Below are 24,771 nucleotides of genomic sequence, written 5' to 3' on the forward strand. Positions count from 1 at the left end.
GGGGGCTTGCCCCCGATTGCGGTGTAACAGTCAGAAGCTGGTTGCCTGATACACTGCTATCGAGGGCAAGCCCCCTCCCACATTGGTTTGGATAATGGCCGCTAGCGGTGCAGGACGTACTGGCCGGTGAAGGCTACTGCCCTTTCGTCACTGCCTTCATTCACAATCCACGTTTCCAGCGTCAACCGCGCCCGCCCATAGCGCTTGTACGTTGCCACAAAGCGTTTCCACACCTTCTCCTCTGGCGCCCCGCAAATCGCCGTCGCATCCTGCGTCACCGGCAACGGATAGCTGATCTGCCCTTCCTGGATCACGATATGCCCGTCTTCGATGCCCTCTTCGCGCAGTTTGAGGTGCAACCAGCCCCAACCGGCCAGCACGGCGCCACAGTAGAGGCTGCCGCCAAACATGGTGCTCTTGTGGTTGATGTTGGCCTGCAAGGGGAGATGCAGTTGCAGTTGGCCGTGTTGCCAATCGAGCACCTTGAGGCCCATTTCCCGGGTGAGGGGGATGTCGTGGTGGAGGACGGATTCCAGGTAACGGCTGTCGCGGCTCATGGCGGCCTCATGGCGGGTAGGCAGGGTCATTCGTCATCTGCGCTGTGGTTGGCGCTATCGGCGAAGTTCAGGCCGTGCTTGCGCAGTTTGTCATGCAGGGTCTTGCGGGGCACGCCGAGGGCTTCGGCGAGGCTGCGCAGGGAGCTGTGGGGGCGGGCCAGTTCGGCGGCGATCAGGCTTTTTTCGAATTGTTCGACTTGCTCGCTCAAGCCACCAGGCGTGGAGGTCAGTGTGCCGGCGGATGGATTGTCCGGCGTACTGTCCAGGGCCAGTTCCAGGCCCAGGGCAAAGCGTTCGGCGGCGTTCTGCAACTCGCGCACATTGCCTGGCCAGCTGTGGCGTAGCAGCAGCGCGCGCTGGCCCGGTTGCAGCTCATGCAGGGGTAGTCCGTGGCGGCTGCTGGCTTCGTCGGCGAAATGCTGGAACAGCATCAGCGCATCTTCACCGCGCTCGCGCAGTGGCGGAATGCGCAGCGGCGCGACATTGAGACGGTAATACAAGTCGGCCCGGAAGCGCCCCTGGTCGGCAGACTGGCGCAGGTCTTCCTTGGTGGCGGCGATGATGCGGATATCCAGCGCAATCAGCTGATTGCCACCCAGGCGTTCCACGACGCGTTCCTGCAGCAGGCGCAACAGCTTGACCTGCACATCCAGGCTCATGCTTTCGATTTCATCGAGAAACAGCGTGCCGCCATTGGCGAATTCGAACTTGCCGATACGGCGCTTTTGCGCGCCGGTAAACGCGCCTGGTTCATGGCCGAACAGTTCGCTTTCCACCACCGACTCGGCCAGCGCCCCGGCGTTGATCGCCACGAACGGGCCGCTGCGGCGGCTCGACAGGTCGTGCAAAGCGCGGGCGACCACCTCCTTGCCGGCTCCGGTTTCGCCGAGAATCAGCACGTCGGCCCTGGTCGCCGCCAATGCGCCGATTTGCTCGCGCAGGCGCAGCATCTGCGGCGAATGCCCCACCAGGCGTGTGCTCAGTTGTTGCCGATCACTGAGGGCCAGGCGCAGGCTGCGGTTGTCCAGCACCAGTCGGCGCAGGGCCAGGGCGCGGCGCACGCTGTCGAGCAAGGCGTCGCTGGCGAAAGGCTTTTCGAGGAAGTCATAGGCGCCGGCCCGCATGGCCTGCACCGCCAGCGGCACGTCGCCGTGGCCGGTGATCAGCAACACGGGCAGGTCCGGGTCCTGGCCGTGGAGTTCGGCAAGCAGCTCCAGGCCGTCCATGCCGGGCATGCGGATATCGCTGACCACCACGCCCGGCCAGTCTCGCGACAAGCGCGCGGTGAGGCCGCTGGCTTCGCCCAGGGGCAACACTTTCAGCCCGGCCAGGTCCAGGGTCTGGCACAGCGCCTGACGCAGGTGGGGATCGTCGTCGATCAGCACCACCTGAATCTGGTTATCGATACTCATACACTGCGGTCCTCGGACGGTTGCACACTGACGCCCGGCGAGCCGGCACGCAATTTCAAGGTTAACAGCGCGCCGCCTTCCTTGTGGTTGGCGAACAGCAGTTCGCCGCCGAAGGCACGCATCAGGGTGTCACAGATGGCCAAGCCCAGGCCCAGGCCCTGGGTGCGTGTCTTGGTGGTGTAGAACGGCTCGCTGGCGCGGCCCAACGCTTCCATGCAAAAGCCCGGGCCGTTGTCGCGAATGTACAGGTTGACGCCCTGCTCTGTGGTCTGGGCACTCAGCCAGAGTTTGCGTGGCGGGCCTTTTTCGGTGAGGGCATCAAGGGCGTTGGCCAGCAGGTTGCCCAGCACCTGGCGCAGACGGGTCTCACCGGCTTGTACCCATAACGTCGCCTCGGGTAAGTCGCGGATCAACTCCACTTCCATCGAGCGTCGTCGCTTGGCCAGCAAGGCCAGGGCATCGTCCAGCGCCGGTTGCAGCGCCACGCTTTCCGGCGCGTGGCGGTCGCGGCGGGCGAAAGCGCGCAAGTGGGCAATGATCGATGCCATGCGTCCGGTCAGTTCGCTGATCAGCTTGAGGTTGCCGCGCGCATCGGTGGTGCGTTCATGGTCGAGCAGGATCTCAGCGTTTTCCGCGTAGCTGCGGATCGCTGCCAGGGGTTGGTTCAGCTCATGGCTGATACTGGCCGACATGGTGCCCAGCGCCGAGAGTTTACCGGCTTGTACCAGGTCGTCCTGGGCCCGCACCAGTTCCTGCTGGGCGTGTTCGCGCTCCAGTACTTCCTGTTTCAGGCGCCGGTTCAGGCCCTCCAGGTCGCTGGTCCGCTCGGCCACGCGCATTTCCAGCTCGCGACGGGCCTTGGCTTCGAAGGCGATGCGCTCCAGATAATGCCGACGGCGCTGCATCATCAAGCCGAGCAGCAGCATCAGCACCAGCAACGTCGCGCCGCCGACGGCCACCACGGTACGCACCGGGCGGTTGATCAGCGATTGGGGAGCGAGGATTTCCACATTCCAGCCCGTCTCGGCGATGGCGGTGGATTGGCGCAGCCAGGCGCTGCTGCTCAGGTTCAGCGGCTGAGGGTCGCGGGTTGGGTAAGGCTGAATGGCAATAATGGCCTGACGCTCTTCGGCGGTCAGCGGCCGAGTCGCGCGGAACCGCCATTGCGGGCGCGAAGTGAGGATCACCACGCCGTTGTGGTCGGTGACCAGGAGTTGTTCCGGAGTATTGCCCCACAGGCTTTCGGTGTGGTCCAGGTCCACCTTGACCACCAGCACGCCGATGATTTTCTCATCATCGCGCACGGCGGCGGCGAAGAAGTAGCCGCGCTTGGCCGACGTGGTACCCAGCCCGAAAAAGCGCCCCAGGCGCCCGGCCATGGCTTCGCTGAAATAGGGGCGAAAGGAAAAATTGCGCCCGACAAAGCTGTCTTGTTTGTCCCAGTTGGACGCGGCGAGCGTCTTGCCGGTGGTGTCCATCAAATACATCACCTCCACCCCGGCCTGGGCGGCGACGTCTTTGAGCAGCAGGTTGGCGTTGACCAGGTTGGTACTGACGTGGGGCGCATCCAGCGCGGTGCGCAGGGCCGGCAGGTCACCGAGGATCTGCGGCAGCACCTCATAGCGGTGCAGGGTGCCCAACAGGTTGGCGACATACAGGTCGAGGGTCTGGCGGTTCTGCCCGGCCAGCTCGCTGCGGTAGTAGCGCTCGGCCAAGTGCTCCAGCGGCCACAACAGTGGCGCCAGGCACAACGCCAGCAGGGCGAGGCTGCGCCAGCGGGGTCTTCGCGGAAGGGGTGGAGTCATGGGAATCGTGCGCCTGTGGGTACAAGCGCATTATGCCTAGTGCTGCTCGGCAAGACACTCGTGCAATGCGTCTTGCCATTGCGGCTGGCTGACCTGCCATTGCTGTTGCAGGCGGCTGCAATCCAGGCGCGAGTTCAGCGGGCGCTTGGCGGGGGTTGGATAGGCGCTGGACGGAATCGCTTCCAGTTCGGCGCAGGGTTTGCCCGCGTCGCGAAGCGCGTCGCCAATGGCCTCGGCAAAGCCGAACCACGACGTTTCGCCCTGGGCAGTAAGGTGGTAGACACCCCAATCCCCGGCATTGCCGGCCTGCCAGCGCTCGATCAGTGCGCGCGTACTGTTGGCGATGGTCCCGGCCCAGGTTGGCGCGCCGATCTGGTCGCCAACGATGCGCATCTGCGGTTTTTCCTGCAGCAGACGCTGCATGGTCAGCAGGAAGTTCTTGCCGTGGCTCGAATACACCCAGCTGGTGCGCAGAATCAGGTATTGGCCGCCTACCGCCGCGATCGCCTGTTCACCCGCCAGTTTGCTTTGACCGTAGATACCCAGTGGGGCGGGTGTGTCATTTTCGGTGTACGGGGCCGTTTTGCTGCCGTCGAACACGTAGTCGGTCGAGTAGTGAATCAGCGGGATGCCCAGGGCTTTGGCTTCTTCGGCGAGGATGCCGGGGGCGATGGCGTTGATGGCGAAGGCTGCGTCCGGCTCGCTTTCGGCCAGATCGACTGCAGTGTGCGCTGCGGCGTTGATGATCAGGTCGGGGCAGTGCGCACGCACCTGCTCGCGGATGAGCGGTGCGTTGGCAAGGTCCAATTGGTCACGGCCCAGGACGATGAGTTCGCCCAGGCCGTGGAGCCGCTGTTGCAGCTCTTGGGAGACTTGGCCGTGTTGGCCGGTGATCAGTATTCTCATGGGAAAAGGTCGGCTTCCGTCAGTAATTTACCGACCTGGTCCTTGGCGGACAGTTGTGGCGGCTCGGACAGCTCCCAGTCGATAGCCAGCGTCGGGTCATTCCAGAGAATGCTGCGTTCGGCGCTGGGTTGATAGTAGTCGGTGGTTTTGTACAGAAACTCGGCGTAGTCGCTCAGCACCACAAACCCATGGGCGAAACCTTCCGGCACCCACAGTTGACGATGATTCTGCGCCGATAAGCGGACACCCACCCACTGGCCGAAGTGCGGTGAGCTGCGACGGATATCGACGGCAACATCCAGCACTTCGCCGTGAGTCACACGCACCAGTTTTCCTTGAGTGTGTTCAAGCTGATAATGCAGCCCGCGCAGCACGCCTTTCTGTGAACGTGAGTGGTTGTCTTGCACGAAGTCACGCTTGAGTCCGGTGGCGGCTTCAAAAGCGCGCGCGTTGAAGCTTTCATAGAAAAAGCCGCGTTCATCACCGAATACTTTGGGCTCGAGAATCAGTACCCCGGGTAACGAAGTTTCAACAACCTTCACTTGGTTTCTCCGGCGAGCGAGTAGAGGTATTGACCGTAACCGGTTTTGCCGAAATATTTGGCGCGTTCCAGCAGATAGTCACGATCAATCCAGCCGTTTTCGTAAGCGATCTCTTCCAGGCAAGCTACCTTCAGGCCCTGGCGATGCTCGATGGTCTGCACATAGGTCGATGCTTCCAGCAAGCTGTCATGGGTACCCGTGTCGAGCCAGGCGAAACCGCGGCCGAAACGCTCAACGTGCAGGTCACCACGCTTGAGGTAGGCGTTGTTGACATCGGTGATCTCCAACTCGCCGCGTGGCGAAGGCTGGACGGCCTTGGCGATCTTGATCACGTCGTTGTCGTAGAAATACAGGCCGGTCACGGCATAGCTGGATTTGGGCTTCGCCGGTTTTTCTTCGATCGACAGGGCGCGGCCTTCTTTGTCGAAATCGATCACGCCGAAACGCTCCGGGTCTTTTACCCAGTAGCCGAACACCGTGGCGCCGGATGGACGTTGAGCTGCGTTGCGCAACTGATCACCGAAATGCTGGCCGTGGAAGATGTTGTCACCCAGAATCAGGCACACAGGATCATCGCCAATGAACTCTTCGCCAATGATGAAGGCTTGTGCCAAACCATCGGGCGAAGGTTGTTCCGCATAGCTGAAACGCACGCCGAACTGGCTGCCATCACCCAGCAGGTTACGGTATTGCGGCAGGTCCACCGGCGTGGAGATCACCAGGATGTCCTTGATCCCCGCCAGCATCAGCACCGAGATCGGGTAGTAGATCATCGGCTTGTCATACACCGGCAACAGTTGTTTGGACACACCCAGGGTGATGGGGTGCAAACGGGTGCCGGAACCGCCGGCCAATACAATTCCCTTCATCATGCGATCAAATCCTTTACGTCAGTATTGCCAAGTCGTTCACCTTGATAACTGCCATCCTGGACCCTGCGGCACCATTCAAGGTTATCGAGGTACCACTGCACGGTCTTGCGCAGGCCGGTTTCAAAGGTTTCTTCCGGGACCCAGCCCAGTTCGCGCTCGATTTTGCTGGCGTCGATCGCATACCGCTGGTCGTGGCCCGGACGGTCCTTGACGAAAGTGATCAGGTCGGTGAATTGTTCCACGCCGGCTGGACGTTGCGGCGCCAGCTCTTCCAGCAGGGCGCAAATACCGCGGACTACGTCGATATTCTTCTGCTCGTTGTGGCCACCGATGTTATAGGTCTCGCCTACGACCCCAGTAGTCACCACCTTGAGCAGTGCACGGGCGTGATCCTCAACGAACAACCAGTCGCGCACCTGCAAGCCATCGCCATAGACCGGCAGCGGCTTGCCCGCGAGGGCGTTGAGGATGACCAGTGGAATCAACTTTTCAGGGAAATGGAACGGCCCATAGTTGTTCGAACAGTTGGTCAACAGCACCGGCAGGCCATAGGTACGTTGCCAGGCGCGGACCAAGTGGTCGGAAGCTGCCTTGCTTGCAGAGTAAGGCGAGCTGGGAGCGTATGGCGTGGTTTCGGTGAAAAGATCGTCCACGCCGTGCAGGTCGCCGTACACCTCATCGGTAGAGATGTGGTGGAAACGGAACGCGCTTTTGGCCGGTTCTGCCAGCTTCTGCCAATACGCCCGGGTGGCTTCCAGCAGGCTGTAGGTGCCGACAATGTTGGTCTGGATAAAATCCGACGGGCCGTCGATGGAGCGGTCCACATGGGACTCGGCCGCCAGATGCATGATCGCTTCGGGTTGGAAGCGCGCCAGTAAGGCGCTGACGGTGGCCTGGTCGATGATATCGGCCTGGACGAACTCATAGCGGCTATTAGGCGCAATGCTGGCCAGCGACTCAAGGTTGCCGGCGTAAGTGAGCTTGTCCAGGTTGAGCACTTCGTGCTCAGTGTGCTGGATCAAATGCCGGATCAGGGCCGAGCCAATAAATCCGGCACCGCCGGTAATGAGAATACGCATGTCGAGGGCCTTTTCCTTAGACGGACATTAAGCGAAAGAAGCATAGCTTGAGTTGTGAATCGGGCGGGCGCAAGCACGGCGAGCAAGAGGGGTTGATTAACACCCCGGAACAATGGCGATATAGACGCCTTATAAAACCGAGGTCGTCACAATGTTGCTTGCTACCTTGATCCATCGCGCCAGTTTGCCCTGCCCCCAGTTGAGCCTTGGGCAGGCGGCCGATTTGCTTGAGCAACATTATGGCCTTGGTGGCACATTGCAGTCGCTGGGCAGTCAACAGGATCTCAACTACAGGATTGACAGCGCCGTGGGCCGCTTCGTTCTGAAAATATGCCGGGGTGACTACGCCGCAAATGAATTACTGGCCCAACACGCAGCCCTCAACCAGCTCCAGGGACACGCACAGCTGCGCGTGCCCAAGGTCATCAAGGCCCTCAACGGCGATGAGCTGCTGACCGTCAGCGTCGACGGGCAAACCCTGCACCTGCGTCTATTGGATTACATCGACGGCCAGCCCCTGACCCATTTGCCTCACCTGGGCCGCGATGTGATCGCAGGGTTCGGCGATTTGTGCGGGCGAATGAGCCTGGCGCTGGCAACGTTCACCCACCCCGGACTGGACCGCACCCTGCAGTGGGACCCACGCCACGCGCTCGAGCTGATCTCCCATCTAGTGACCACGCTGCCCGACCTCGCTCATCGCGCGGCACTTGAGCAGGTCGCCCGACAGGTCGAAGCGCATCTGCGCCCGTTGGCTGCACACTTGCCCTGGCAGGCCGTGCACATGGACATCACCGATGACAACGTGGTCTGGCAACGCGACGCGCAGCGACGCTGGCAAGTCCAGGGCGTGATTGATTTCGGCGACCTGGTGCACACCTGGCGCATCGCTGATCTGTCGGTGACGTGCGCAGCGCTGCTGCACCACGCCGATGGCGACCCTTTTGCCATCCTGCCGGCGATCCAGGCCTGTCACGCGGTAACGCCGTTGCAGCGCGAAGAGTTGCAGGTGCTGTGGCCGTTGATCGTCGCCCGTGCGGCGGTGTTGGTGCTGAGCAGTGAACAGCAGCAACGCCTGGACCCTGATAACGCCTACCTGTTGAAAAATGCCGAGCACGAGTGGGAGATCTTCCACGTCGCGACATCGGTGCCGTTCGAATTGATGGAAGCGGCGATCCTGAGTTGCGTCGGCGAAACGTTGCCAGCCTTGGCCAGCCAGGAGTTCGCCCCCTTGCTCCCGGGGCTGGTCGGGCGGGAGTTCGCGCTGATTGACCTGGGAGTGCTCAGCCCGCATTTCGAGGCGGGTAATTGGGAAACGCCTGGTATAGATCGGCGCCTGCTGGACGAAGCCGCGGCGGTGCATGGGCTGGCGGCCAGCCGGTATGGGCAATATCGGTTGTCGCGTACCCGCCCGGACAGCGGGGGCGAGCCGGATACTTTTGCCCTTCACGCCGAGTTACGCCTGCCCCATGGCACAGTGCTCGAAGCGCCTTTTGCGGGAACCCTGCGCGAAGGGGCTGACGGCTTGCTGTGCTTGTGCGCAGAGCGACTGAACCTGCGCCTATGGGGCGTGAAAACGCTGCTCAGCCCCGGAGCAGGGGTTGTGAAAGGGCAAATGCTGGGTGAGGTGCACGGGCCGTTGATCGTGCAGCTGTGCCGTGCCGACCTTGAGCCACCGCTGTTCTGTGTCCCCGCCAGGGCGCCGGCATGGCAGGCGTTGTGCCCGTCGCCGGCTGTGCTGCTCGGGCTGGCCTGCGATGCCGAGCCGGAGCTGGATCCCGAGGCCCTGCTGGCCCGGCGCGACGCCAGCTTCGCCCGCTCGCAGAAGCATTACTACGTCGACCCGCCCCGTATCGAGCGGGGCTGGCGCAATCACCTGATCGACATGCAAGGCCGCTCCTACCTGGACATGCTCAACAACGTGGCGGTGCTGGGCCACGGTCATCCACGCATGGCGGCGGTGGCAGCGCGGCAATGGTCGCTGCTCAACACCAATTCACGTTTTCATTACGCGGCGATTGCGGAATTTTCCGAACGCCTGCTGGCGCTCGCGCCAAAGGGCATGGACCGGGTGTTCCTGGTCAACAGTGGCACCGAAGCCAATGACCTGGCGATCCGCCTGGCCTGGGCCTACAGCGGTGGGCGCGACATGCTCAGTGTGCTGGAGGCCTATCACGGCTGGTCGGTGGCGGCGGACGCGGTGTCTACCTCGATTGCCGATAACCCCCAGGCGTTGAGCAGCCGCCCCGACTGGGTGCACCCGGTGATGGCGCCGAATACCTATCGAGGTGAGTTTCGCGGGCCAGACAGCGCGCCAGACTATGTAAGAAGCGTGGAACATAACCTGGCGAAAGTCGCCGCTAGCCAACGTCAACTGGCGGGATTCATCTGCGAACCGGTGTATGGCAATGCCGGTGGCATTTCGTTGCCGCCAGGCTATCTGCAGCAGGTCTATGGGCTGGTCCGCGCCCAGGGCGGTGTGTGTATCGCCGATGAGGTGCAGGTGGGTTATGGCCGCATGGGGCATTTTTTCTGGGGTTTTGAAGAGCAGGGCGTCGTGCCGGACATCATTACCATGGCCAAGGGTATGGGCAACGGCCAGCCTTTGGGTGCGGTGATCACCCGTCGAGCAATTGCCGAAGCCCTGGAAGCCGAGGGCTATTTCTTTTCGTCATCGGGCGGTAGCCCTGTCAGTTGCCGTATCGGCATAGCGGTGCTGGACGTGATGGAGGAAGAAGGGCTGTGGGAAAACGCCCAGGTGGTGGGCGGATACTTCAAGACACGCCTGCAAGCCTTGATCGAGCACCATCCGCTAGTCGGTGCGGTACACGGTTCCGGCTTCTATCTGGGGCTCGAGCTGGTACGTGACCGGCAAACCCTGGAGCCCGCGACGCAGGAAACTGCGCTGTTATGTGATCGTCTACGCGAATTGGGCGTGTTCATGCAGCCGACCGGCGACTACCTGAACATCCTCAAGATCAAGCCGCCGATGGTCACAACCCGGCGCAGTGTGGATTTCTTCGTCGACATGCTGTCGAAGGTGCTGAATGAGCAGCTGTAGTAAATCGATTGTTATCGGTTAACGTTCGTCATATTTATTTCCTGTTATCTTTAATCTCTATTAAAGCCGATATTTATCCATTATAAAGTCGGTTTTCACCTATTCGGAGCCTTGATCTTCATGACCACCCTGCACAGCACGCCACGCGCCGATGGCTTCCATATGCCCGCCGAATGGGCGCCACAGACCCAAACCTGGATGATCTGGCCCGAGCGTCCGGACAACTGGCGCCTGGGCGGCAAGCCGGCGCAGGCGGCCCATGTGGCGGTGGCCAAGGCCATCGCACGGTTTGAGCCTGTGACCGTCGCGGTTTCTGCCGGCCAGTACGAAAATGCCCGTAGCCGTCTGGATGTGCCGAATATCCGCGTGGTGGAAATGTCCAGCGACGACGCCTGGGTCCGAGACACCGGGCCGACCTTCGTGATCAACGACAGTGGCGAAGTACGCGGTGTGAACTGGGACTTCAACGCCTGGGGCGGTTTTGATGGCGGCCTGTATGCGCCGTGGAACCGTGACGCACAGGTGGGCGGCAAGATTCTGGAGATCGAGCGTGCATCGCGTTACCGCACCGAAGGTTTTGTGCTGGAGGGTGGTTCGATCCACGTCGACGGCGAGGGCACTCTGATTACCACCGAAGAGTGCCTGCTGAACCGCAATCGCAATCCGCACTTGGATCGTGCCGCCATCGAAGCGGTGCTCAGCGCCAATCTGGCGGTGGACAAGATCATCTGGCTGCCGGATGGCCTGTTCAACGACGAAACCGACGGCCATGTGGATAACTTCTGCTGCTATGTGCGTCCAGGTGAAGTGTTGCTGGCCTGGACCGATGACCCGCAAGACCCGAACTACTCGCGCTGCCACGCTGCCATGGACGTGCTGCAAAGCAGCACCGACGCCCAGGGCCGCTCGTTCACGGTGCATAAGATGCCCATCCCGGGGCCGCTCTATGCCACCGAAGAAGAATGTGCCGGTGTCGATCCGGTAGACGGCAGCCAGGAACGTAACCCGAGCGTGCGGTTGGCCGGTTCTTACGTCAATTTCCTGATCGTCAACGGCGGCATCATTGCGCCGAGCTTCGACGACCCGTTGGATCACCAGGCCAAGCAGATCCTTCAGAACCTGTTCCCACAACACGAAGTGGTGATGGTGCCAGGCCGCGAACTGTTACTGGGGGGCGGCAATATCCATTGCCTGACCCAACAGCAGCCAGCCCCGCAGAGAAATTGAGTGCGGTTGTAACAGCGCTTTGATGGCGAGCGAGCACTGCATGAGTGCAGTGCTCTAGGCAAGCCCGCGGCCCAGCACGGTCGCGGGCTTTTTTGTGCCTGAATGCCTGTGAGTACGGGATATTGGCATAGCTCTTGTATCGGCAAACAAACGACAGAGCGCCAAGGTGATGACTGCATGGTTCTGTCACAAACCTTGAGTAAGTTAGCCGCTCACGCAGCAGGAGAGAGCGCTGAAATGAACGCCGAAATCAACTCGATACACGCGCGCATGTTCCACCCGGTGCGGGTCGACGGCGACGCGATCCACGCGCTGGCGCTCTGGTTGAAGGAGAACGGCTCGCGACAGCTCAGGCAACAACCTGATTTGCTCAGCCTGATGAGTGAACGCTACCCGGCGGGGCTGTTCACGGAGGATGAGGTGAAGGTGTTGTACGAACTGGAAAACAACTGAAGAACACCGAAGAATAAGTGTGGGAGTGGGCTTGCCCCCGATAGTGGTGGGTCAGTCATTATTTCGTTGGCTGGCACACCGCAATCGGGGGCAAGCCCCCTCCCACATTGGTTGCGTCTGGCCTGATGGAATCTAGAAGCTGTAAGTGCCAGTCACCACCAGGCTACGTGGTTCGCCTGGCTGGATTTGCGCGACGCTAGTGGCTGAGGCGTAATAGTGTTTGTCGGCGATATTGTTCAGCGCCGCGCTGACGTCCCACGCCTTCTGACGGAACCCGGCCAGCGCGTCCCAGCGACCATATCCCGGTAACACCACGGTGTTGAGGTTGTCGGCATAACGATCACCGACCAGGGTCAGCCCGGTTTCCGCATACCAGCCCATCTCCGGTTTCCAGGTGATGAACAAACTGGCATTGCGCTTGGCCACGTCGCTGATGCGCTTGCCTTCGAAACCATTGTTGTCCTCATCGACCTTGGCATCCTGCAAGCCGATACCGCCACGCACGTACCAATTGCCGATGACCTTACCGGTGGCCGTCAGCTCGATACCGCGTGAAGTCTGCTTACCTGTCAGCAGGGTGATCGTGCGGTCCAGAGGGTCGCTGGTGCGACGGTTATAGAGTTCGAGTTCGTACACGGCCAGGGTGGTGCTCAAGCGGTCATCGAGCCAATCGCTTTTGACCCCGATTTCCTTCTGCTTGGTCAGCTCGGGGCTCAGGTCGTTGACGCTGCCGGCCGCATTCGGCGTGATGCCGATCAAGCCGCCGCCTGCCGGGGAGAAGGTTTTGCTCCACGAGGCATAGAACGAGTGATGCTCCAGCGGCGTCCACACCAGGCCCAAACGTGGGCTGGTGCTGTGGCTTTTCACGTCCTGCCGGGTGTTGAGCAGTTTGTTGGTGGTGTCCACTTCGAAGCGGTCATAACGCAGCCCGCCCAGCAGTTGCCACTGATCGTTCAGGCGCAGTTGATCCTGTACGTACAACGCGCGGCTTTCGACTTCAGTGTGGTTGTCGCTCGACAGGCTCATGCGTCCGGTATGGCGCAGATTACGATTGGGCCGGTTGAGGTCCAGGCTCGGCACGGCCTGGCCGCCCCGATTGGCTGCGGTGGCGGAGTAGAGTTTCGGATCGCGGCGCTGGCTGCCCAGTTCGATACCGGTGAGCAGGCGGTGCTCTAGCCCGAAGGTATCGAAACCACCTTCCACTTCGAGGTTGTTGAACACATTGCGGGTGGTCAGGTCCTGTTGCCAATGCTGGCGGCTGACGGTGTTGGTTTTCGCGTCGTAGCCGGTCTGGTAGGTGTTGTCGAAATCGCTGTCGAGCTTGAACACGCCCAGGGTGTGGCGCAGTTGCCAGTTGTCGTTGAGCTCATAGGCGAGCCTGGAGCGCAGGGACTGGGAGGTGTCATCGATGTAATCGCCACTGGAGAAGTAGGTGGTGCTACGACTCACATCGGCTGGGCGCCCGTTGACGCCAGGAATGCCACGGTCCGGCGTGCGGTTGTAGCGGCTGTATTCGTACTGCACCAACCAGTTCAGCTCGGGTGTGAGCTGCCAGCTCATCGACGGCGCGAACAACTGGCGGTTGCCACTGACGCCGTCGCGAAAGCTGTTGTTGTCCTGGTTGCCCATGTTCAGGCGCAGGCTGATGTCATCGCTGGGGTCGGTACTCAGGTCGGCATACAAGCTGCGCAAATCGTTGCTGCCGCCCTGGGCTTCGATGCTGGATTCGCGGCCGGGGGTTGGCAGCTTGCTCACACGGTTGACGATCCCGCCCTGGCCGCCGCGCCCGTAGAGCACTGCCGCCGGCCCCTTGAGCACTTCGATGCGCTCGATGTTGTGCAGGTCGCGCACGTATTGGCTGTCGTCGCGAATGCCGTCCAGGTAGAAGTCATTGCTCGCGTCGAAACCGCGGATACGCAGGCTGTCGAAACGTGTGTCGGCGCCGCTGCTGACGTTGGGAATACCGCTCAACGCCTGGCCCAGATCGTTAGTGCCATAGGCGCGCAGGTTTTCGGTTTTCACCGAATCGATGGCCTGGGGCACATAACGCACGGCAGTCGCAGTGCGCGTGGCGGTGTTGCTCTGCTTGACGCGTGGGTCGTCTTCGTCGACTTCGGCGTTGATCGAAGTGGCGGGCAAGACGGTGGTTGCACAGGCGAAACCGGCAGACAGCACTACAGAAAGCCCGAGGGAAAGGGGTGTCAGGCGAGGCGCAAGCATGGGGAAAAGTGTCCGAATTGTCAGAATGGAAAAGTGCGCGAATGGTAATGCTTTGCATTTGCTCGCGTGATCTATTCCCAAACGTACCGGCTGCTAATTTGTTACTTAATATGTTTTACAGGGGGAGAACAGGAATTTTCAGACCCTTCGCCGGGGCGCAATGGGTCTTTGCTTAGAATTATTTAGCCTAAATCCAAGTGGTTCACGAAATTGACACATAGTTCAACGCGCGCATAGGATTGCGTCCAACGCCTGTGGCTAACAGCCATGACTCATCCAATAAGAAAAGGCCCGCGGCAGTTCAGTCGTCCGCGGGCTTTGTTTTTTCTGGAGAAAGTCGACATCAGAAAGCGATACGGGGCCTGGTGTCATAGCGCGTACTCAACCAGTAATAAGGAATATAAGAACATGTTGAAGCAACGGATGAGTCTGATCGCTCTGGGGATTTTGAGCGCATCGACAGCCATGGCGAACGACCAGGAGCAATCCAAGGGTTTCGTTGAAGACAGCCACCTGAACATCGCAGCACGTAACGCCTACATCAGCCGTGACTACAAGAACGGCAAGCAGGACAAGGCCGAGTGGGGCCAAGGCTTTATCGGCAAGTTCGAGTCCGGCTTCACCCAGGGCACTGTGGGCGTGGGTGTGGACGTTATCGGCCAATACGCGATTCGTCTGGACGGCGGCAAGGGTCGCAGCGGTGCGGGCGGTATCGACTTCTTCAAGCAAGGCGATAGCGGCGAAGCTGCCAACGATCTGGCCAAAGGCGGCGCAGCCGTCAAGGCGCGTATTTCCAACACCGTGATCAAATACGGTCAGCAGATGCCAGCCGTGCCTGTGTTGCAGTACGACAATTCGCGTTTGTTGTCGGAAACCTACGAGGGCACCTCGATTGTTTCCAAGGAAATCGCCGGTCTGCAACTGGACGCCGGTCATTTCACCAAGGAAGCACGCAAGAGCGCCGAAGGTAGCGACAGCGGCCGTCTGAAAAGCATCAACTACATCGGTGGTAGCTACAAATTCACCGAAAGCCTGTCGGCTGCGTTGTATGCCTCCGACATGCAGGACGTGCTGAAGAAGCAGTACGTCAACGTCAACTACGTGCTGGCGCTGCCAGAGAAACAGTCGCTGACCTTTGACTTCAATGGCTACAAAACCAAGCTGGACCGCAGTTTCGCCCTGGAAAACCAAGGTGATGCGGACGCCCGCGACAACAAGATCTGGAGCTTGGGCGCTACCTGGGCCGTTGGCGCTCACAGCTTCACCCTCGCTCACCAGCGCAGCACCGGTGACACCGGCTACCTGTACGGCGGCTACCGCAACGCTGGCGGCATCGGCGACGGCGGCAATACCATCCTGCTGGCCAACTCCTACTGGTCCGACTTCAACGGCAAGGACGAGCGCTCCTGGCAGGCAGGCTACGGCATCGACTTCGCCACCTTCGGCGTACCGGGCCTGACCTACAACATCGCCTATGTACGCGGTACCAATATCGACGACGGCACTGGCCGTGGCGATGGTACCGAGCGTGAAATCTGGAACCAGTTCAAGTACGTGGTACAGAGCGGCCCGGCCAAAGACCTGAGCCTGCGTGCTCGCGCCTCGTGGTTGCGCGTTTCCAACAACGCCAGTAACTACAACGTAGGCGGTAACGAAATCCGCCTGTTCGCCGACTACCCGATCAACGTTTTCTAATTGATCGCAGGTCGCGCCTGATACCCGGCGATAAAAAACCCCGACTGGTTCGGGGTTTTTTTTATGTCTGAAGTTGACCGCGCCAGGCCTTGAGAGCCGCTCCGACAATAAAAATCCTATCGGAGTGCGATGGTGACCTTGCCTTTTGCTCTGCCCTGTTCGACGTACCGCAACGCCTCTGCAGTCGATGCAAAAGGGAAGGAACGGTCAACAACCGGTTTGATGACGCCAGCCTCAATCAGCGAGGTGATTTTCTGCAGCTGCATCCCGTCGGCATGCATGAACAAAAACGTATAGCTCACCCCCTGTTTGCGGGCTTTTCTGCGAATACCGCTGCTCAGCAGGCGCATGACCTGCCCCAGCACCCAAGGCAAGCCCTGCGCTTGGGCAAACTGCGCGGTCGGTGGCCCCGACAGAGAAATAAGCTGCCCGCCCGGCTTTAGTACCTTGACCGACTTCTCCAGTACATCAGTGCCGAGGCTGTTCAACACCACGTCGAAATCGCGCAACTCGTCGGCAAAATCCTGCTGCTTGTAATCGATGACCACATCCGCCCCGAGTGTTTTCACCCAATCCACGTTCGCCGTGCTGGTGGTGGTAGCAACGAACGCACCGAGGTGTTTGGCGAGTTGGATGGCAAGCGTGCCGACACCGCCGGATCCGGCATGAATCAGCACCTTCTGGCCTTTTTTCAGCCGGGCGGTTTCAACCAGCGCCTGCCAGGCCGTCAAGGCAGCCAAGGGGATGGACGCCGCTTCGGTCATGTCCAGGTTCGAGGGTTTGTGCGCCAGCGCGTTTTCGTCCACGGCGATCAGTTCAGCAAAGGCTCCGATCCGTGCCTCGGGAGGACGCGCGTAGACTTCGTCTCCCGGCTTGAATCGCGTCACCGCCGCACCCGTGCGAACGACCACTCCGGCCAGGTCATTGCCCAATATCAACGGAAAGGTATAGGGCAGAATCAGTTTGAACTCGCCGGTTCTGATCTTTGAATCCAACGGGTTCACGCTCGTTGCGTGCACCTGGACCAGAACGTCATGCACACCGACCGCAGGGTCAGGCACTTCGCCAATCCTTCCGTTCTGTTTGCCGTAGCGGTCGATAAAAAATGCCTTCATGTTGCGACTGCTCTTGTCGGTGGAATAAGAGACGCGGCCCCGGCAGCCTTGAGGTGTTCAGGCTGCCGGGGCCGAGCTGGATCAGGCTTGAGTCAGATAGCGTGGCGCCACGGTAGACTGCTTGATCTGCGCCAAAAGCCCCCCACGCGCGGCTTGCAGTGCATCCCAGCGCTCGCCTTCCTGCAGCGCAGGAATGGTCACCCGTTCGCGACGGTCGAAACCCAACAGGGCGGCATCCACCAGATCACCCACTTCCATGATTTCGCTCAAGGTGTTGATGTCGATACCGGCGCGATCCCAAATCTCTGTGCGGGTGGCAGCAGGCAGCACGGCTTGTACATAAACACCCTGAGGCGAAAGCTCCAGGTCCAGGCCCTGGGAGAGGAACAGCACGAATGCCTTGGTCGCCCCATACACCGACATGCCGAACTCAGGCGCCAGCCCCACCACCGAACCGATGTTGATGATCGCGCCTTCACCTGCCTTGGCCAGGCGGGGTGCGATAGCGCTCGCAAGCCGCACCAGCGCGGTGGTGTTGAGGGCCACCAGATGCGCAACGCTTTCAGTGCTTTGCTCGATAAAGCTTCCAGACTGTGCGGCGCCGGCATTGTTGACCAGAATGCCGATGTGCGCGTCATCGCGCAGGCGGGCTTCAACGGTGTGCAGATCGCTGAGCTGCGTCAGGTCGGCCTGAAGCACTTCAACGGCGACGTTATGGGTGTCACGCAACGCCGTGGCAAGCGTTTCCAGGCGCGTGTGGTCGCGGGCGACCAACACCAGGTCATGCCCGCGTTGGGCGAAACGCTCGGCGTAAACCGCGCCGATGCCAGTGGAAGCGCCAGTGATGAGAACGGTAGGGCGAGTAGTCATGATGTCAGCTCTTTATCAGGAACAACGATTGGGATTGATGCACGAGTAAAACCAGGCTCGATCAGCCGTTACTAGTTCGCAGCAGCGCTCGATTCGGCAAGGGTCGGGTAATCGATATAGCCCGCTGCGCCGCCGCCGTAGAGCGTGGCCGGGTTGAAGGCGGACAATGGCGCGCCCGTCTTGAGGCGCTCCACCAGATCAGGGTTGCCGATAAATGGGCGGCCAAAGGCAACCAGGTCGGCCTTGTCATGGGCCAGGCGTGCCTCGGCCAGGTCCAGGTCATAGCCGTTGTTGGCGATGTAGGTGTTCTTGAAGCGCTGGCGCAAGGCCTCGAAATCAAACGGCGCCACGTCGCGTGGGCCACCGGTCGCGCCTTCGACGACATGCAGATAAGCGATGTCCATGGCGTTGAGCTGATCGACGATGTAATCGAACTGAGCCTGTGGGTCGCTGCTCGACACACCATTGGCTGGCGAGACAGGCGACAGGCGAATGCCGGTGCGATCAGCCCCCACCTCGGCGGCCACAGCAGCCGTCACTTCCAGCAACAGGCGCGCACGGTTTGCGATCGAACCGCCGTAGGCATCAGTGCGCTGGTTGGCGCCGTCCTTGATGAACTGATCGAGCAAATAGCCGTTTGCACCGTGGATTTCCACGCCATCGAAGCCTGCCGCAATCGCGTTCACCGCCGCCTGGCGGAAATCGTTAACGATGCCCGGCAGTTCGTCAGCCTCCAGTGCGCGCGGCTCGGAGACGTCCTCGAAGCGATTGTTGACGAACACCTTGGTCGCGGCACGAAGCGCCGAAGGGCCGACCGGCGCCGCGCCTTGGGGTTGCAGATCCACGTGGGACACGCGGCCTACATGCCACAGCTGCAGGAACATTTTCCCACCCTTGGCGTGCACCGCATCCGTCACCTTGCGCCATCCGTCTATCTGCGCCTGGGTGTAAATGCCCGGCGTGTCTTGATAGCCCTGGCCCTGCTGCGAGATCTGCGAGGCTTCGGAAATCAGCAAGCCCGCGCTGGCTCGCTGGCTGTAATAGGCCGCAGCAAACTCACTCGGCACAAAACCCTCGCCTGCGCGATTGCGCGTCAGCGGCGCCAGAACCACACGGTTCGACAGCGCCAGGGCGCCAAGTGTGTAAGGGGTAAACAGATTCAGATCGCTCATGGGTGCTTGTTCCGTGCCCGTGGGTAAAGGGTCATATCGCCTGCCATTAGGATGATGATCGAAATCTAAACTGTCAACGGTTTTGATTATGAATGACATCTATGTATCATTAGGCGATGAATTCAGCGGTAGAGAGGCTCGAACATGCGCGTATCCAAGGCCCAGGCCCAGGCAAACCGGGAACACATCGTCGAAACAGCCTCAGTGGTGTTTCGCGAGCGTGGTTTTGACGGCGTCGGCGTGGCCGACCTGATGGCCGCCGCCGGCTTCACCCATGGCGGCTTCTACAAACATTTTGGCTCCAAGGCCGACCTGATGGCCGAAGCCTCAGCCAACAGCCTTGCGCAGTCACTGGCCGGCGCCGAACGGTTGAGCGTGCAGGACTTCATCGACGTCTACGTATCCAGAGACCACCGCGACGGCCGCGCCACGGGCTGCACCATGGCAGCGTTATGTGGCGACGCGGCGCGTCAATCGGATGATTTGAAAGCGGCCTTCGCTGAAGGCATCGAGCGCCTGCTGCAAACCCTCGGCGAAAAATACCCGACCGGCCCGGATGCTGCGCCGGATGAAGCGAGGGCGAAAATGATCGACCTGCTGGCGCGGGGGGTTGGTGCCATTATGTTGTCCCGTGCGTGTCCTGATGATTCGGCGTTGGCGGATGAGATATTGGCGGTGTGTCATGGGGGGATGACGGAGTCGTTGTTGGGTGAGGCGTAGAGGAAGAGTCGCGGGGTTATTACTTGTCATGTCACTCATGTTTGAAACAAGGCCCAGGACCATTCATTTCCAACATACGGGTGTTTACTCGGAAAAGAGCCGAAACACAGTCGATTCGTAATCGGAGGGAGTGAAGTGTTGGCTGATCACACTTGGCAGAGGCCCGATGGTCGTATCGGGCACCGGCCATGCTGCTTATAGCGGGTGTGGCCCGCCTGGCTGCAACGTCAGAAGCAGGTCATCAATGATGGCCTTGCCCATTTCGCCCAGGTAGTGCGAGGCGAACGCAAACTTCTCTGCTCTAGGATCCATGGCGGCTTCGAGCGAGAGCATTTTTGCGTAGTAGAGGACATGCGAGGCGTGCTCAAGGGCTTCCAGAATGGGGACCCCTGCGTTGACGCGGAAGAGCTTCAGATGGCTTTTGTTCTCTCCGCAGTCTGCGAAGGTAACGGAACCGATGGTTTCGACTGAGGTAGGTTTGCTCATTGATGCCTCCCGAGAAAAGTGGGGGAGGTACTGGTACAGACGGCCCTACGGTAATCATGCATGGTGTGAACCTCTCTGATGACCAATTGAGACGACCACACATCGTTTCCAGGCGATGGGTGGCAGCCGTGCGCAGGCTGGAAACCGAGACAGAGACAACTCGGCAGACACGAATGTCTCCCACACACGGCCGCCAAAAAGCACAAACGGCAGGCATAAAAAAAGCGTCTGCTGATTGTTTGACGACGCGGCGTGCGTCTCGGTAACGGGTTTCCAGGCCCGGTCGCTGATGAGCAGCGACGTGAAGGAGGTTAACGCGATGATCTATGGGTCGCAACCCGCAAAGAAGGTAAGATCCTTCCGTAGAGTAATGGTGAAATAACATTCCTTTTTCAGCTGGCACGGAAAACAAGGGGTGTTGATGCGACCCAACCTCAGCTTTACCGATGTGGTGCGCGAAATCCTGCGGACGCATCCAGCCGGGCTCACCCCCCAAGCGATTAGGTAGATCATTAAGGCGCAATACTCGGCTATTACCGTACCGAGTCGCCCATACGGAACTTAAAGAGCGGGAATTCCAAGGGGTATTAGCAGCTATCTCAGCTACATTGTTGCTCATAAAGAGCAATGAGATGGCTGCGACTTGTGCCATCGACTGGCCAAGGGGCATGAATCTCGAGCAGGTCAAATTCAGTTTGTTCAGACTTGGCTAGCTCAACGATTTCTTCGTCTGAAAGCTCTGCGTATTCGGGCCATTGGTCGATGAGCTCCCGCGCATTTGCTACAGTACTTTCCTCAGTCTCGCCAATGAAGAGTTCTTCGATTTGAGCCGTCCCGTAGGTAATCATGTAGAAACTCATTGGTTCTCCAACTGTAGCTGTCCGATGGGTAGAAAGTAGTCATTTCCTTGTTCCGAGACTCCGAATCAAGGCGAGGGTTACCTTTTATCAAAAATTTCAGGCGGTTAGAAGTGTTGGCCTAAAATGCGAGACATCTGGAAAAACAACAAGGCCTACCTTTCGGTGAGCCTTTACGTTACTGCGTATGGTGCGGCACCAGACGAACGGTAGATTGCAGCGAGGCTATGTTTTCTGCGGATCTGGAATTCGGTGGAAAATTTGGCGTACCCCAACTAGTAACTATAAATAATCAGCTATTTATGGCGTTCGGTGGAATCGAATCCGGGATCTACGAGGTGTCGGCGCGTTGTCGATCTGCACGTAGTTCACCCCAGAGCAGCGCTCCGCATGGTAAACCTCATGAGCTCGAACGCTGCCGACGACTTGCCGGCTTAGGTAATTGGCAGGGTTCGGCTGCGGTTGAACTCGCAGCCCGAGGAGACTGCGTGGTGTGAAGGGGATATGATGCATCGATGGAAGGCAGTGGATATGTGGTGAAACTGGCATTGGAAACCAAAGACTCATAGACTCGCGGCCGCCCGCTTGAGCAGTCGGGCTCAGCGTTAATTTGAATCAGGCAGATTTTAAAAAGATGAAGGGAATCCTCCTACATGCAAGCTGAAATTTTGTGGTCTGCTATTTTGGTGCCGCCCCTACTTGTTGTCGCCATTATCATGCTGACGATCGTCATAAAGGCAGATAAAGCCCCATCGCTTCTAGCGATGGTTACATTGAACTCGAAAAAGAGCCTTGCCCATCAGCCGTTGCTCTGGTTTAGTCTTTGCTTACCCTTGACCTATTTTTTTTCCTTTGGCGCTATCGTTTGGGGGCAGTCCAGTTTGGATCTTAGTGATAAGGGCTTTGAAAATTTTATAAAAATAAGTACCTTGCCATTGCTTCTACTATCTCTGGCGCTACCGTTTTCTCTGTTGATATGGCGGTTTCACGCAACTTTACAGACGGCGGAACAAATCGAGCTTGCCTCATATAAAAACAATATTGATACTTACTACGCGCACAAGAAGGCGCTGATTGATCATTTCGGCGGGATTCCTGCGCGTACGTATGAAGGTGGCATTAAAGCGGTGTTTGCATTGCATCCTAGGCTACATTTGAAGTTTTTCAAAAATACACCTCCGAATGAAGGCATTCCGGATATCAATACTGCGTGTTTTGAAGAAGCAATCAATTTTCTTAGGACTGCTCGGCATGCCATATATGTAACGCTGACCACTGCGGATGATGTCGAGCGCGTTCAGAATTACATAGTTGCCTGCGATGAAGTCTATCAATTAGGCAGTCTTTTGGTGCTTGAGCCCATTTTTGGGCCGCTATATGAGAAGAGTTTAAAGCGAAAGTATCCGGACTGTATAAAAACATCCGAAGATGGACGTAAGGCATTTACGCCGTTGGGTGATAATAGCGATGAGTTGATAGGCGCTTACCGCTATTGCCGATCATTCATGAGACTTTTGTGTGAGTTCGCAGGCTATGACATTAAGTTTTTCGAACGCGATGGACGGTACGACTTTGTCGACAAAGGTCGGCACTACCTCCCTAAATCGAAAGAACGTAGAGTTGAAGCCATCCTATCCGTACTGGAGCCATACATTTATAACAGCGATGCCTTTGTTGAGACCCCATCAGTGGAACAACCGACTAAAGCCTGATGCCATGTCCAGGATATTAGGCCTGGCCATGTAGTAGTCAGTTGGTGGTCAACTAATCCCGCTCACGACGTTAGGTTTTTTCTGGCCTGAACTGGCACCAACACACCGTTGAATTGATGGGGTCGAATCCAGTTGTACCGATGTGGCAGATAATAGCTGATGTTTCGGTACTCTTCTTGGGCTGTCTCATCGGACAAGTTGAACAGCAGCTAAAGAACTGGTAACCGTGTCGTCAGTTCCTTTGGGTAACGTGACCGACCGACTTTGCCCCGGCTGAGTCAGGGAACCCGGCGGTCGATTCAGGCAGAGATGGCAGCAAGCCCACATGCTTGTTAAGCAGAGCCAATAGATCCCTCAAACTATCTAGTTTCGCTTCACGTTCTTGGTCGGCAAATTAGCAATGTCATTGTTGCAGACCTTTATAAGCTTTTCCTATTCGTAGCAGGAGGGCTTGGACATCGTTACCAAATAAAACTGTGATGCCGTCTTGGTTTTCGGCGAGGTGTCGGTTCTGCTCCGCATGAGCTTTGGTCACGATCAAGATCTTGTCGATTAAACGAACTTTCGGATCGTCACTCCAGTAAGCATCGGCCTTGTTGAGTTGTTTAAGCGGTGCTTCTGAGACTTTGCCGATGTAGTGCTTTACTTGAATAGCGATGAGGTAACTGTAATCGGTCAGTCCTGGGATCGTGATGGAGATATCGGTACCGTGATGCACTTCTTCAGGGCCACCGCGACGTGTCACTTTGCAAGGGGTAGGGTACAGGCGCTTGAGTCCTTCAACCAAGGCAAACTCCCATTCCGCGTTGGAGAAGCCGTTGGCAATCTTTTCGTATAGCGAGGTGGTGAATTTTTGCTCATCAAAGGCGGCTGCAAAGCTATCTTGGACCGTATCGGCAAAGCGATCGGTAAAGCTTTGGCTGCTGCGCATGGCGTTGTCATCTAAAGCAATTAGCACTTCAATTTCTTTGGCGCAGGCGTCTAGGCTCCAGAACCTTGATCTAGAACCCAGTGCAGCACGGATCTTGCCAGGCACATTGGCATTCTTGCGGGTGAACTGTTTGAGTTGTTTGACCGGGAAGCTGTGGCCATAGTCCTTGAACACCGGATCAGGCGCATAGGAATAGCCAAGGTTGAAGTCTTCCGTTGCTTCCACGAGGGCCACCTCATGGTGGTTGGGCAGCCTTGGGACCAGAAGGATGTCGCCCTTTTTCACCTTGTTGTAGATTGGCAGGTTGCGTTTAGCGCCACCGCTAAGGTCCGGGTGAGTCAGCTCCTGATCTGGAGTTTCCCCCCAGCCTTGGTGGAGCCGTCCTTTCTCTAATTTTTGCCGGAAAAACGCAATATTGCGTTTGTCGATGCGGTAACCCCAGTAATTCCTTGACATCAATTTCTTCCAAGTTAATCAGTAGTTGACCATGATTTTCGGCAACAACACCATAATAATGGCATTTGATTGATCTTAGGTTTCGAATTGCACAATTATCCCTTCCACATGGCACAAGAGGAATTGAGTTAAGGCCATGATTTTTTCACCCTGAGCAAAAGGGGGCGGTTTTATTTTTCCTTAGATCCATCACCCCATGATGATCTGATAGAAAATGAATGCGTTCCCTTTTACTGACGTCTATATTAAAACGTTAATCATGAGGTGAGTAAGCAAAGGTCAGTGTTGAAGTTCTTTAAGCGCTCAATTAACGTTGGCTGCCCCATCTTTGTGAGCGTTCGAGATCGGAGCTCGATTTTATATTCCTCATGGCGAAAAGGGGACTGATTTATTTTTTCTCTCTGTCCCGTCCTGAATAAGATTTACACCTTCTGATCTGTTTTTCAGGAGGACGTAATGGAGTCAGCAAAAAGGCGGAGTCAGCGCGACTACACGCTGACCTTTAAATTATCGGTCGTTGATCAGGTCGAAAAAGGCGAGCTGAGTTATAAAGAGACTCTGTACGACACCCTGAAATGATCATAGTCACCCGTAGCAATTGGGCCTCCAATTAAAAATTAGCA

General features: G+C 58.3%; 21 protein-coding genes and 1 pseudogene. 7 read left to right on the forward strand and 15 right to left on the reverse strand.

All coding sequences use genetic code 11. The features are described from left to right. Positions 1 to 101: 101 nt before the first annotated feature. From C4J94_RS01445 to rfbB, 7 genes are read right to left on the reverse strand one after another with little or no spacing between them, the layout of a single operon-like run. Complete coding sequence (locus tag C4J94_RS01445; RefSeq protein WP_124388904.1) at positions 102 to 557, reverse strand: YiiD C-terminal domain-containing protein; 456 nt, start codon at positions 555 to 557, stop codon at positions 102 to 104. 26 nt (positions 558 to 583) lie between these two features. Continuing rightward, entirely contained in the window at positions 584 to 1,969 is a 1,386-nt protein-coding gene (locus C4J94_RS01450) for a sigma-54 dependent transcriptional regulator (RefSeq protein ID WP_124384671.1), read from the reverse strand. Beyond that, on the reverse strand, positions 1,966 to 3,774 hold the full coding sequence (locus C4J94_RS01455; RefSeq protein ID WP_124384672.1) for an ATP-binding protein: 1,809 nt from the start codon (positions 3,772 to 3,774) through the stop codon (positions 1,966 to 1,968). The genes C4J94_RS01450 and C4J94_RS01455 overlap by 4 nt, the downstream gene beginning before the upstream one ends. A 36-nt stretch (positions 3,775 to 3,810) precedes the next feature. Then, positions 3,811 to 4,680 carry a dTDP-4-dehydrorhamnose reductase gene (gene rfbD / locus C4J94_RS01460; RefSeq protein ID WP_124384673.1) on the reverse strand — a complete coding sequence of 290 codons (870 nt, stop codon included), beginning with the start codon at positions 4,678 to 4,680 and terminating at the stop codon, positions 3,811 to 3,813. After that, on the reverse strand, positions 4,677 to 5,222 hold the full coding sequence (gene rfbC / locus C4J94_RS01465; protein ID WP_124384674.1) for a dTDP-4-dehydrorhamnose 3,5-epimerase: 546 nt from the start codon (positions 5,220 to 5,222) through the stop codon (positions 4,677 to 4,679). Before rfbC ends, rfbD begins: the two co-directional genes overlap by 4 nt. After that, positions 5,219 to 6,094, reverse strand: coding sequence for a glucose-1-phosphate thymidylyltransferase RfbA (gene rfbA, locus C4J94_RS01470; protein ID WP_124384675.1), 876 nt, complete (start codon positions 6,092 to 6,094; stop codon positions 5,219 to 5,221). Before rfbA ends, rfbC begins: the two co-directional genes overlap by 4 nt. Further along, positions 6,091 to 7,173 (reverse strand): dTDP-glucose 4,6-dehydratase, encoded by a 1,083-nt coding sequence (gene rfbB / locus C4J94_RS01475; RefSeq protein WP_124384676.1) that lies wholly within the window; start codon positions 7,171 to 7,173, stop codon positions 6,091 to 6,093. Before rfbB ends, rfbA begins: the two co-directional genes overlap by 4 nt. A 151-nt stretch (positions 7,174 to 7,324) precedes the next feature. On the opposite strand from rfbB, the gene C4J94_RS01480 reads away from it, so the two are divergent. The 3 genes from C4J94_RS01480 (at position 7,325) to C4J94_RS01490 (ending at position 11,914) form a co-directional block, all read left to right on the forward strand. After that, positions 7,325 to 10,234: an aminotransferase gene (locus tag C4J94_RS01480; RefSeq protein ID WP_124384677.1), complete on the forward strand. Its 2,910-nt coding sequence runs from the start codon at positions 7,325 to 7,327 to the stop codon at positions 10,232 to 10,234. A 120-nt stretch (positions 10,235 to 10,354) separates the two neighbouring features. Further along, entirely contained in the window at positions 10,355 to 11,461 is a 1,107-nt protein-coding gene (gene aguA, locus C4J94_RS01485; RefSeq protein ID WP_124384678.1) for an agmatine deiminase, read from the forward strand. Between the two features lie 237 nt (positions 11,462 to 11,698). Then, a complete protein-coding gene (locus tag C4J94_RS01490; RefSeq protein ID WP_124384679.1) occupies positions 11,699 to 11,914 on the forward strand; it encodes a hypothetical protein in 216 nt (71 codons plus the stop codon). Between the two features lie 132 nt (positions 11,915 to 12,046). Here C4J94_RS01490 and C4J94_RS01495 read toward each other — a convergent pair whose 3' ends face one another. Further along, positions 12,047 to 14,134 (reverse strand): TonB-dependent siderophore receptor, encoded by a 2,088-nt coding sequence (locus C4J94_RS01495; protein WP_124384680.1) that lies wholly within the window; start codon positions 14,132 to 14,134, stop codon positions 12,047 to 12,049. Positions 14,135 to 14,542: 408 nt separating this feature from the next. Between C4J94_RS01495 and C4J94_RS01500 the strand changes: the two genes are divergently transcribed. Beyond that, positions 14,543 to 15,829, forward strand: coding sequence for an OprD family porin (locus C4J94_RS01500; RefSeq protein ID WP_032878384.1), 1,287 nt, complete (start codon positions 14,543 to 14,545; stop codon positions 15,827 to 15,829). A 116-nt stretch (positions 15,830 to 15,945) separates the two neighbouring features. Here the strand turns inward: C4J94_RS01500 and C4J94_RS01505 are convergent, their stop codons facing one another. The 3 genes from C4J94_RS01505 to C4J94_RS01515 form a co-directional block, all read right to left on the reverse strand. Further along, complete coding sequence (locus C4J94_RS01505; RefSeq protein ID WP_124384681.1) at positions 15,946 to 16,944, reverse strand: NADP-dependent oxidoreductase; 999 nt, start codon at positions 16,942 to 16,944, stop codon at positions 15,946 to 15,948. 81 nt (positions 16,945 to 17,025) lie between these two features. Next, positions 17,026 to 17,814 carry an SDR family oxidoreductase gene (locus tag C4J94_RS01510; protein ID WP_124384682.1) on the reverse strand — a complete coding sequence of 263 codons (789 nt, stop codon included), beginning with the start codon at positions 17,812 to 17,814 and terminating at the stop codon, positions 17,026 to 17,028. A 71-nt stretch (positions 17,815 to 17,885) separates the two neighbouring features. Next, positions 17,886 to 18,986, reverse strand: a complete 1,101-nt coding sequence (locus C4J94_RS01515) for an alkene reductase (protein WP_124384683.1) — start codon at positions 18,984 to 18,986, stop codon at positions 17,886 to 17,888. Positions 18,987 to 19,130: 144 nt separating this feature from the next. Between C4J94_RS01515 and C4J94_RS01520 the strand changes: the two genes are divergently transcribed. Continuing rightward, positions 19,131 to 19,706 (forward strand): TetR/AcrR family transcriptional regulator, encoded by a 576-nt coding sequence (locus C4J94_RS01520; protein WP_124384684.1) that lies wholly within the window; start codon positions 19,131 to 19,133, stop codon positions 19,704 to 19,706. A gap of 195 nt (positions 19,707 to 19,901) precedes the next feature. Here the strand turns inward: C4J94_RS01520 and C4J94_RS01525 are convergent, their stop codons facing one another. Both C4J94_RS01525 and C4J94_RS01530 read right to left on the reverse strand, forming a co-directional pair. Beyond that, positions 19,902 to 20,192, reverse strand: coding sequence for a DUF3077 domain-containing protein (locus C4J94_RS01525; protein ID WP_124384685.1), 291 nt, complete (start codon positions 20,190 to 20,192; stop codon positions 19,902 to 19,904). Between the two features lie 599 nt (positions 20,193 to 20,791). Continuing rightward, positions 20,792 to 21,052, reverse strand: coding sequence for a hypothetical protein (locus C4J94_RS01530; RefSeq protein WP_124384686.1), 261 nt, complete (start codon positions 21,050 to 21,052; stop codon positions 20,792 to 20,794). Between the two features lie 650 nt (positions 21,053 to 21,702). Between C4J94_RS01530 and C4J94_RS01535 the strand changes: the two genes are divergently transcribed. Next, positions 21,703 to 22,761 (forward strand): hypothetical protein, encoded by a 1,059-nt coding sequence (locus tag C4J94_RS01535; RefSeq protein ID WP_124384687.1) that lies wholly within the window; start codon positions 21,703 to 21,705, stop codon positions 22,759 to 22,761. A gap of 48 nt (positions 22,762 to 22,809) precedes the next feature. Here C4J94_RS01535 and C4J94_RS01540 read toward each other — a convergent pair. Then, positions 22,810 to 22,946: pseudogene (locus C4J94_RS01540) on the reverse strand (IS3 family transposase); the annotation flags it as partial. Between the two features lie 218 nt (positions 22,947 to 23,164). Continuing rightward, positions 23,165 to 24,148, reverse strand: coding sequence for a hypothetical protein (locus C4J94_RS01545; RefSeq protein WP_124384688.1), 984 nt, complete (start codon positions 24,146 to 24,148; stop codon positions 23,165 to 23,167). Positions 24,149 to 24,604: 456 nt separating this feature from the next. Between C4J94_RS01545 and C4J94_RS27720 the strand changes: the two genes are divergently transcribed. Further along, the gene (locus C4J94_RS27720) at positions 24,605 to 24,727 is read left to right on the forward strand and encodes a hypothetical protein (protein WP_256657741.1); all 123 of its coding nucleotides are present in this window, start codon (positions 24,605 to 24,607) and stop codon (positions 24,725 to 24,727) included. Positions 24,728 to 24,771: the final 44 nt, after the last annotated feature.

The organism is Pseudomonas sp. R5-89-07 (assembly GCF_003851685.1).
GTDB lineage: Bacteria > Pseudomonadota > Gammaproteobacteria > Pseudomonadales > Pseudomonadaceae > Aquipseudomonas.

Bases quoted from the DNA above. Each gene is read 5' to 3' on its own strand.
- C4J94_RS01445 (WP_124388904.1), bottom strand. From the start codon at position 557: ATGAGCCGCGACAGCCGTTACCTGGAATCCGTCCTCCACCACGACATC.
- C4J94_RS01450 (WP_124384671.1), bottom strand. From the start codon at position 1,969: ATGAGTATCGATAACCAGATTCAGGTGGTGCTGATCGACGACGATCCC.
- C4J94_RS01455 (WP_124384672.1), bottom strand. From the start codon at position 3,774: ATGACTCCACCCCTTCCGCGAAGACCCCGCTGGCGCAGCCTCGCCCTG.
- rfbD (WP_124384673.1), bottom strand. From the start codon at position 4,680: ATGAGAATACTGATCACCGGCCAACACGGCCAAGTCTCCCAAGAGCTG.
- rfbA (WP_124384675.1), bottom strand. From the start codon at position 6,094: ATGATGAAGGGAATTGTATTGGCCGGCGGTTCCGGCACCCGTTTGCAC.
- rfbB (WP_124384676.1), bottom strand. From the start codon at position 7,173: ATGCGTATTCTCATTACCGGCGGTGCCGGATTTATTGGCTCGGCCCTG.
- C4J94_RS01480 (WP_124384677.1), top strand. From the start codon at position 7,325: ATGTTGCTTGCTACCTTGATCCATCGCGCCAGTTTGCCCTGCCCCCAG.
- aguA (WP_124384678.1), top strand. From the start codon at position 10,355: ATGACCACCCTGCACAGCACGCCACGCGCCGATGGCTTCCATATGCCC.
- C4J94_RS01490 (WP_124384679.1), top strand. From the start codon at position 11,699: ATGAACGCCGAAATCAACTCGATACACGCGCGCATGTTCCACCCGGTG.
- C4J94_RS01495 (WP_124384680.1), bottom strand. From the start codon at position 14,134: ATGCTTGCGCCTCGCCTGACACCCCTTTCCCTCGGGCTTTCTGTAGTG.
- C4J94_RS01500 (WP_032878384.1), top strand. From the start codon at position 14,543: ATGTTGAAGCAACGGATGAGTCTGATCGCTCTGGGGATTTTGAGCGCA.
- C4J94_RS01505 (WP_124384681.1), bottom strand. From the start codon at position 16,944: ATGAAGGCATTTTTTATCGACCGCTACGGCAAACAGAACGGAAGGATT.
- C4J94_RS01510 (WP_124384682.1), bottom strand. From the start codon at position 17,814: ATGACTACTCGCCCTACCGTTCTCATCACTGGCGCTTCCACTGGCATC.
- C4J94_RS01515 (WP_124384683.1), bottom strand. From the start codon at position 18,986: ATGAGCGATCTGAATCTGTTTACCCCTTACACACTTGGCGCCCTGGCG.
- C4J94_RS01520 (WP_124384684.1), top strand. From the start codon at position 19,131: ATGCGCGTATCCAAGGCCCAGGCCCAGGCAAACCGGGAACACATCGTC.
- C4J94_RS01525 (WP_124384685.1), bottom strand. From the start codon at position 20,192: ATGAGCAAACCTACCTCAGTCGAAACCATCGGTTCCGTTACCTTCGCA.
- C4J94_RS01530 (WP_124384686.1), bottom strand. From the start codon at position 21,052: ATGAGTTTCTACATGATTACCTACGGGACGGCTCAAATCGAAGAACTC.
- C4J94_RS01535 (WP_124384687.1), top strand. From the start codon at position 21,703: ATGCAAGCTGAAATTTTGTGGTCTGCTATTTTGGTGCCGCCCCTACTT.
- C4J94_RS01545 (WP_124384688.1), bottom strand. From the start codon at position 24,148: ATGTCAAGGAATTACTGGGGTTACCGCATCGACAAACGCAATATTGCG.
- C4J94_RS27720 (WP_256657741.1), top strand. From the start codon at position 24,605: ATGGAGTCAGCAAAAAGGCGGAGTCAGCGCGACTACACGCTGACCTTT.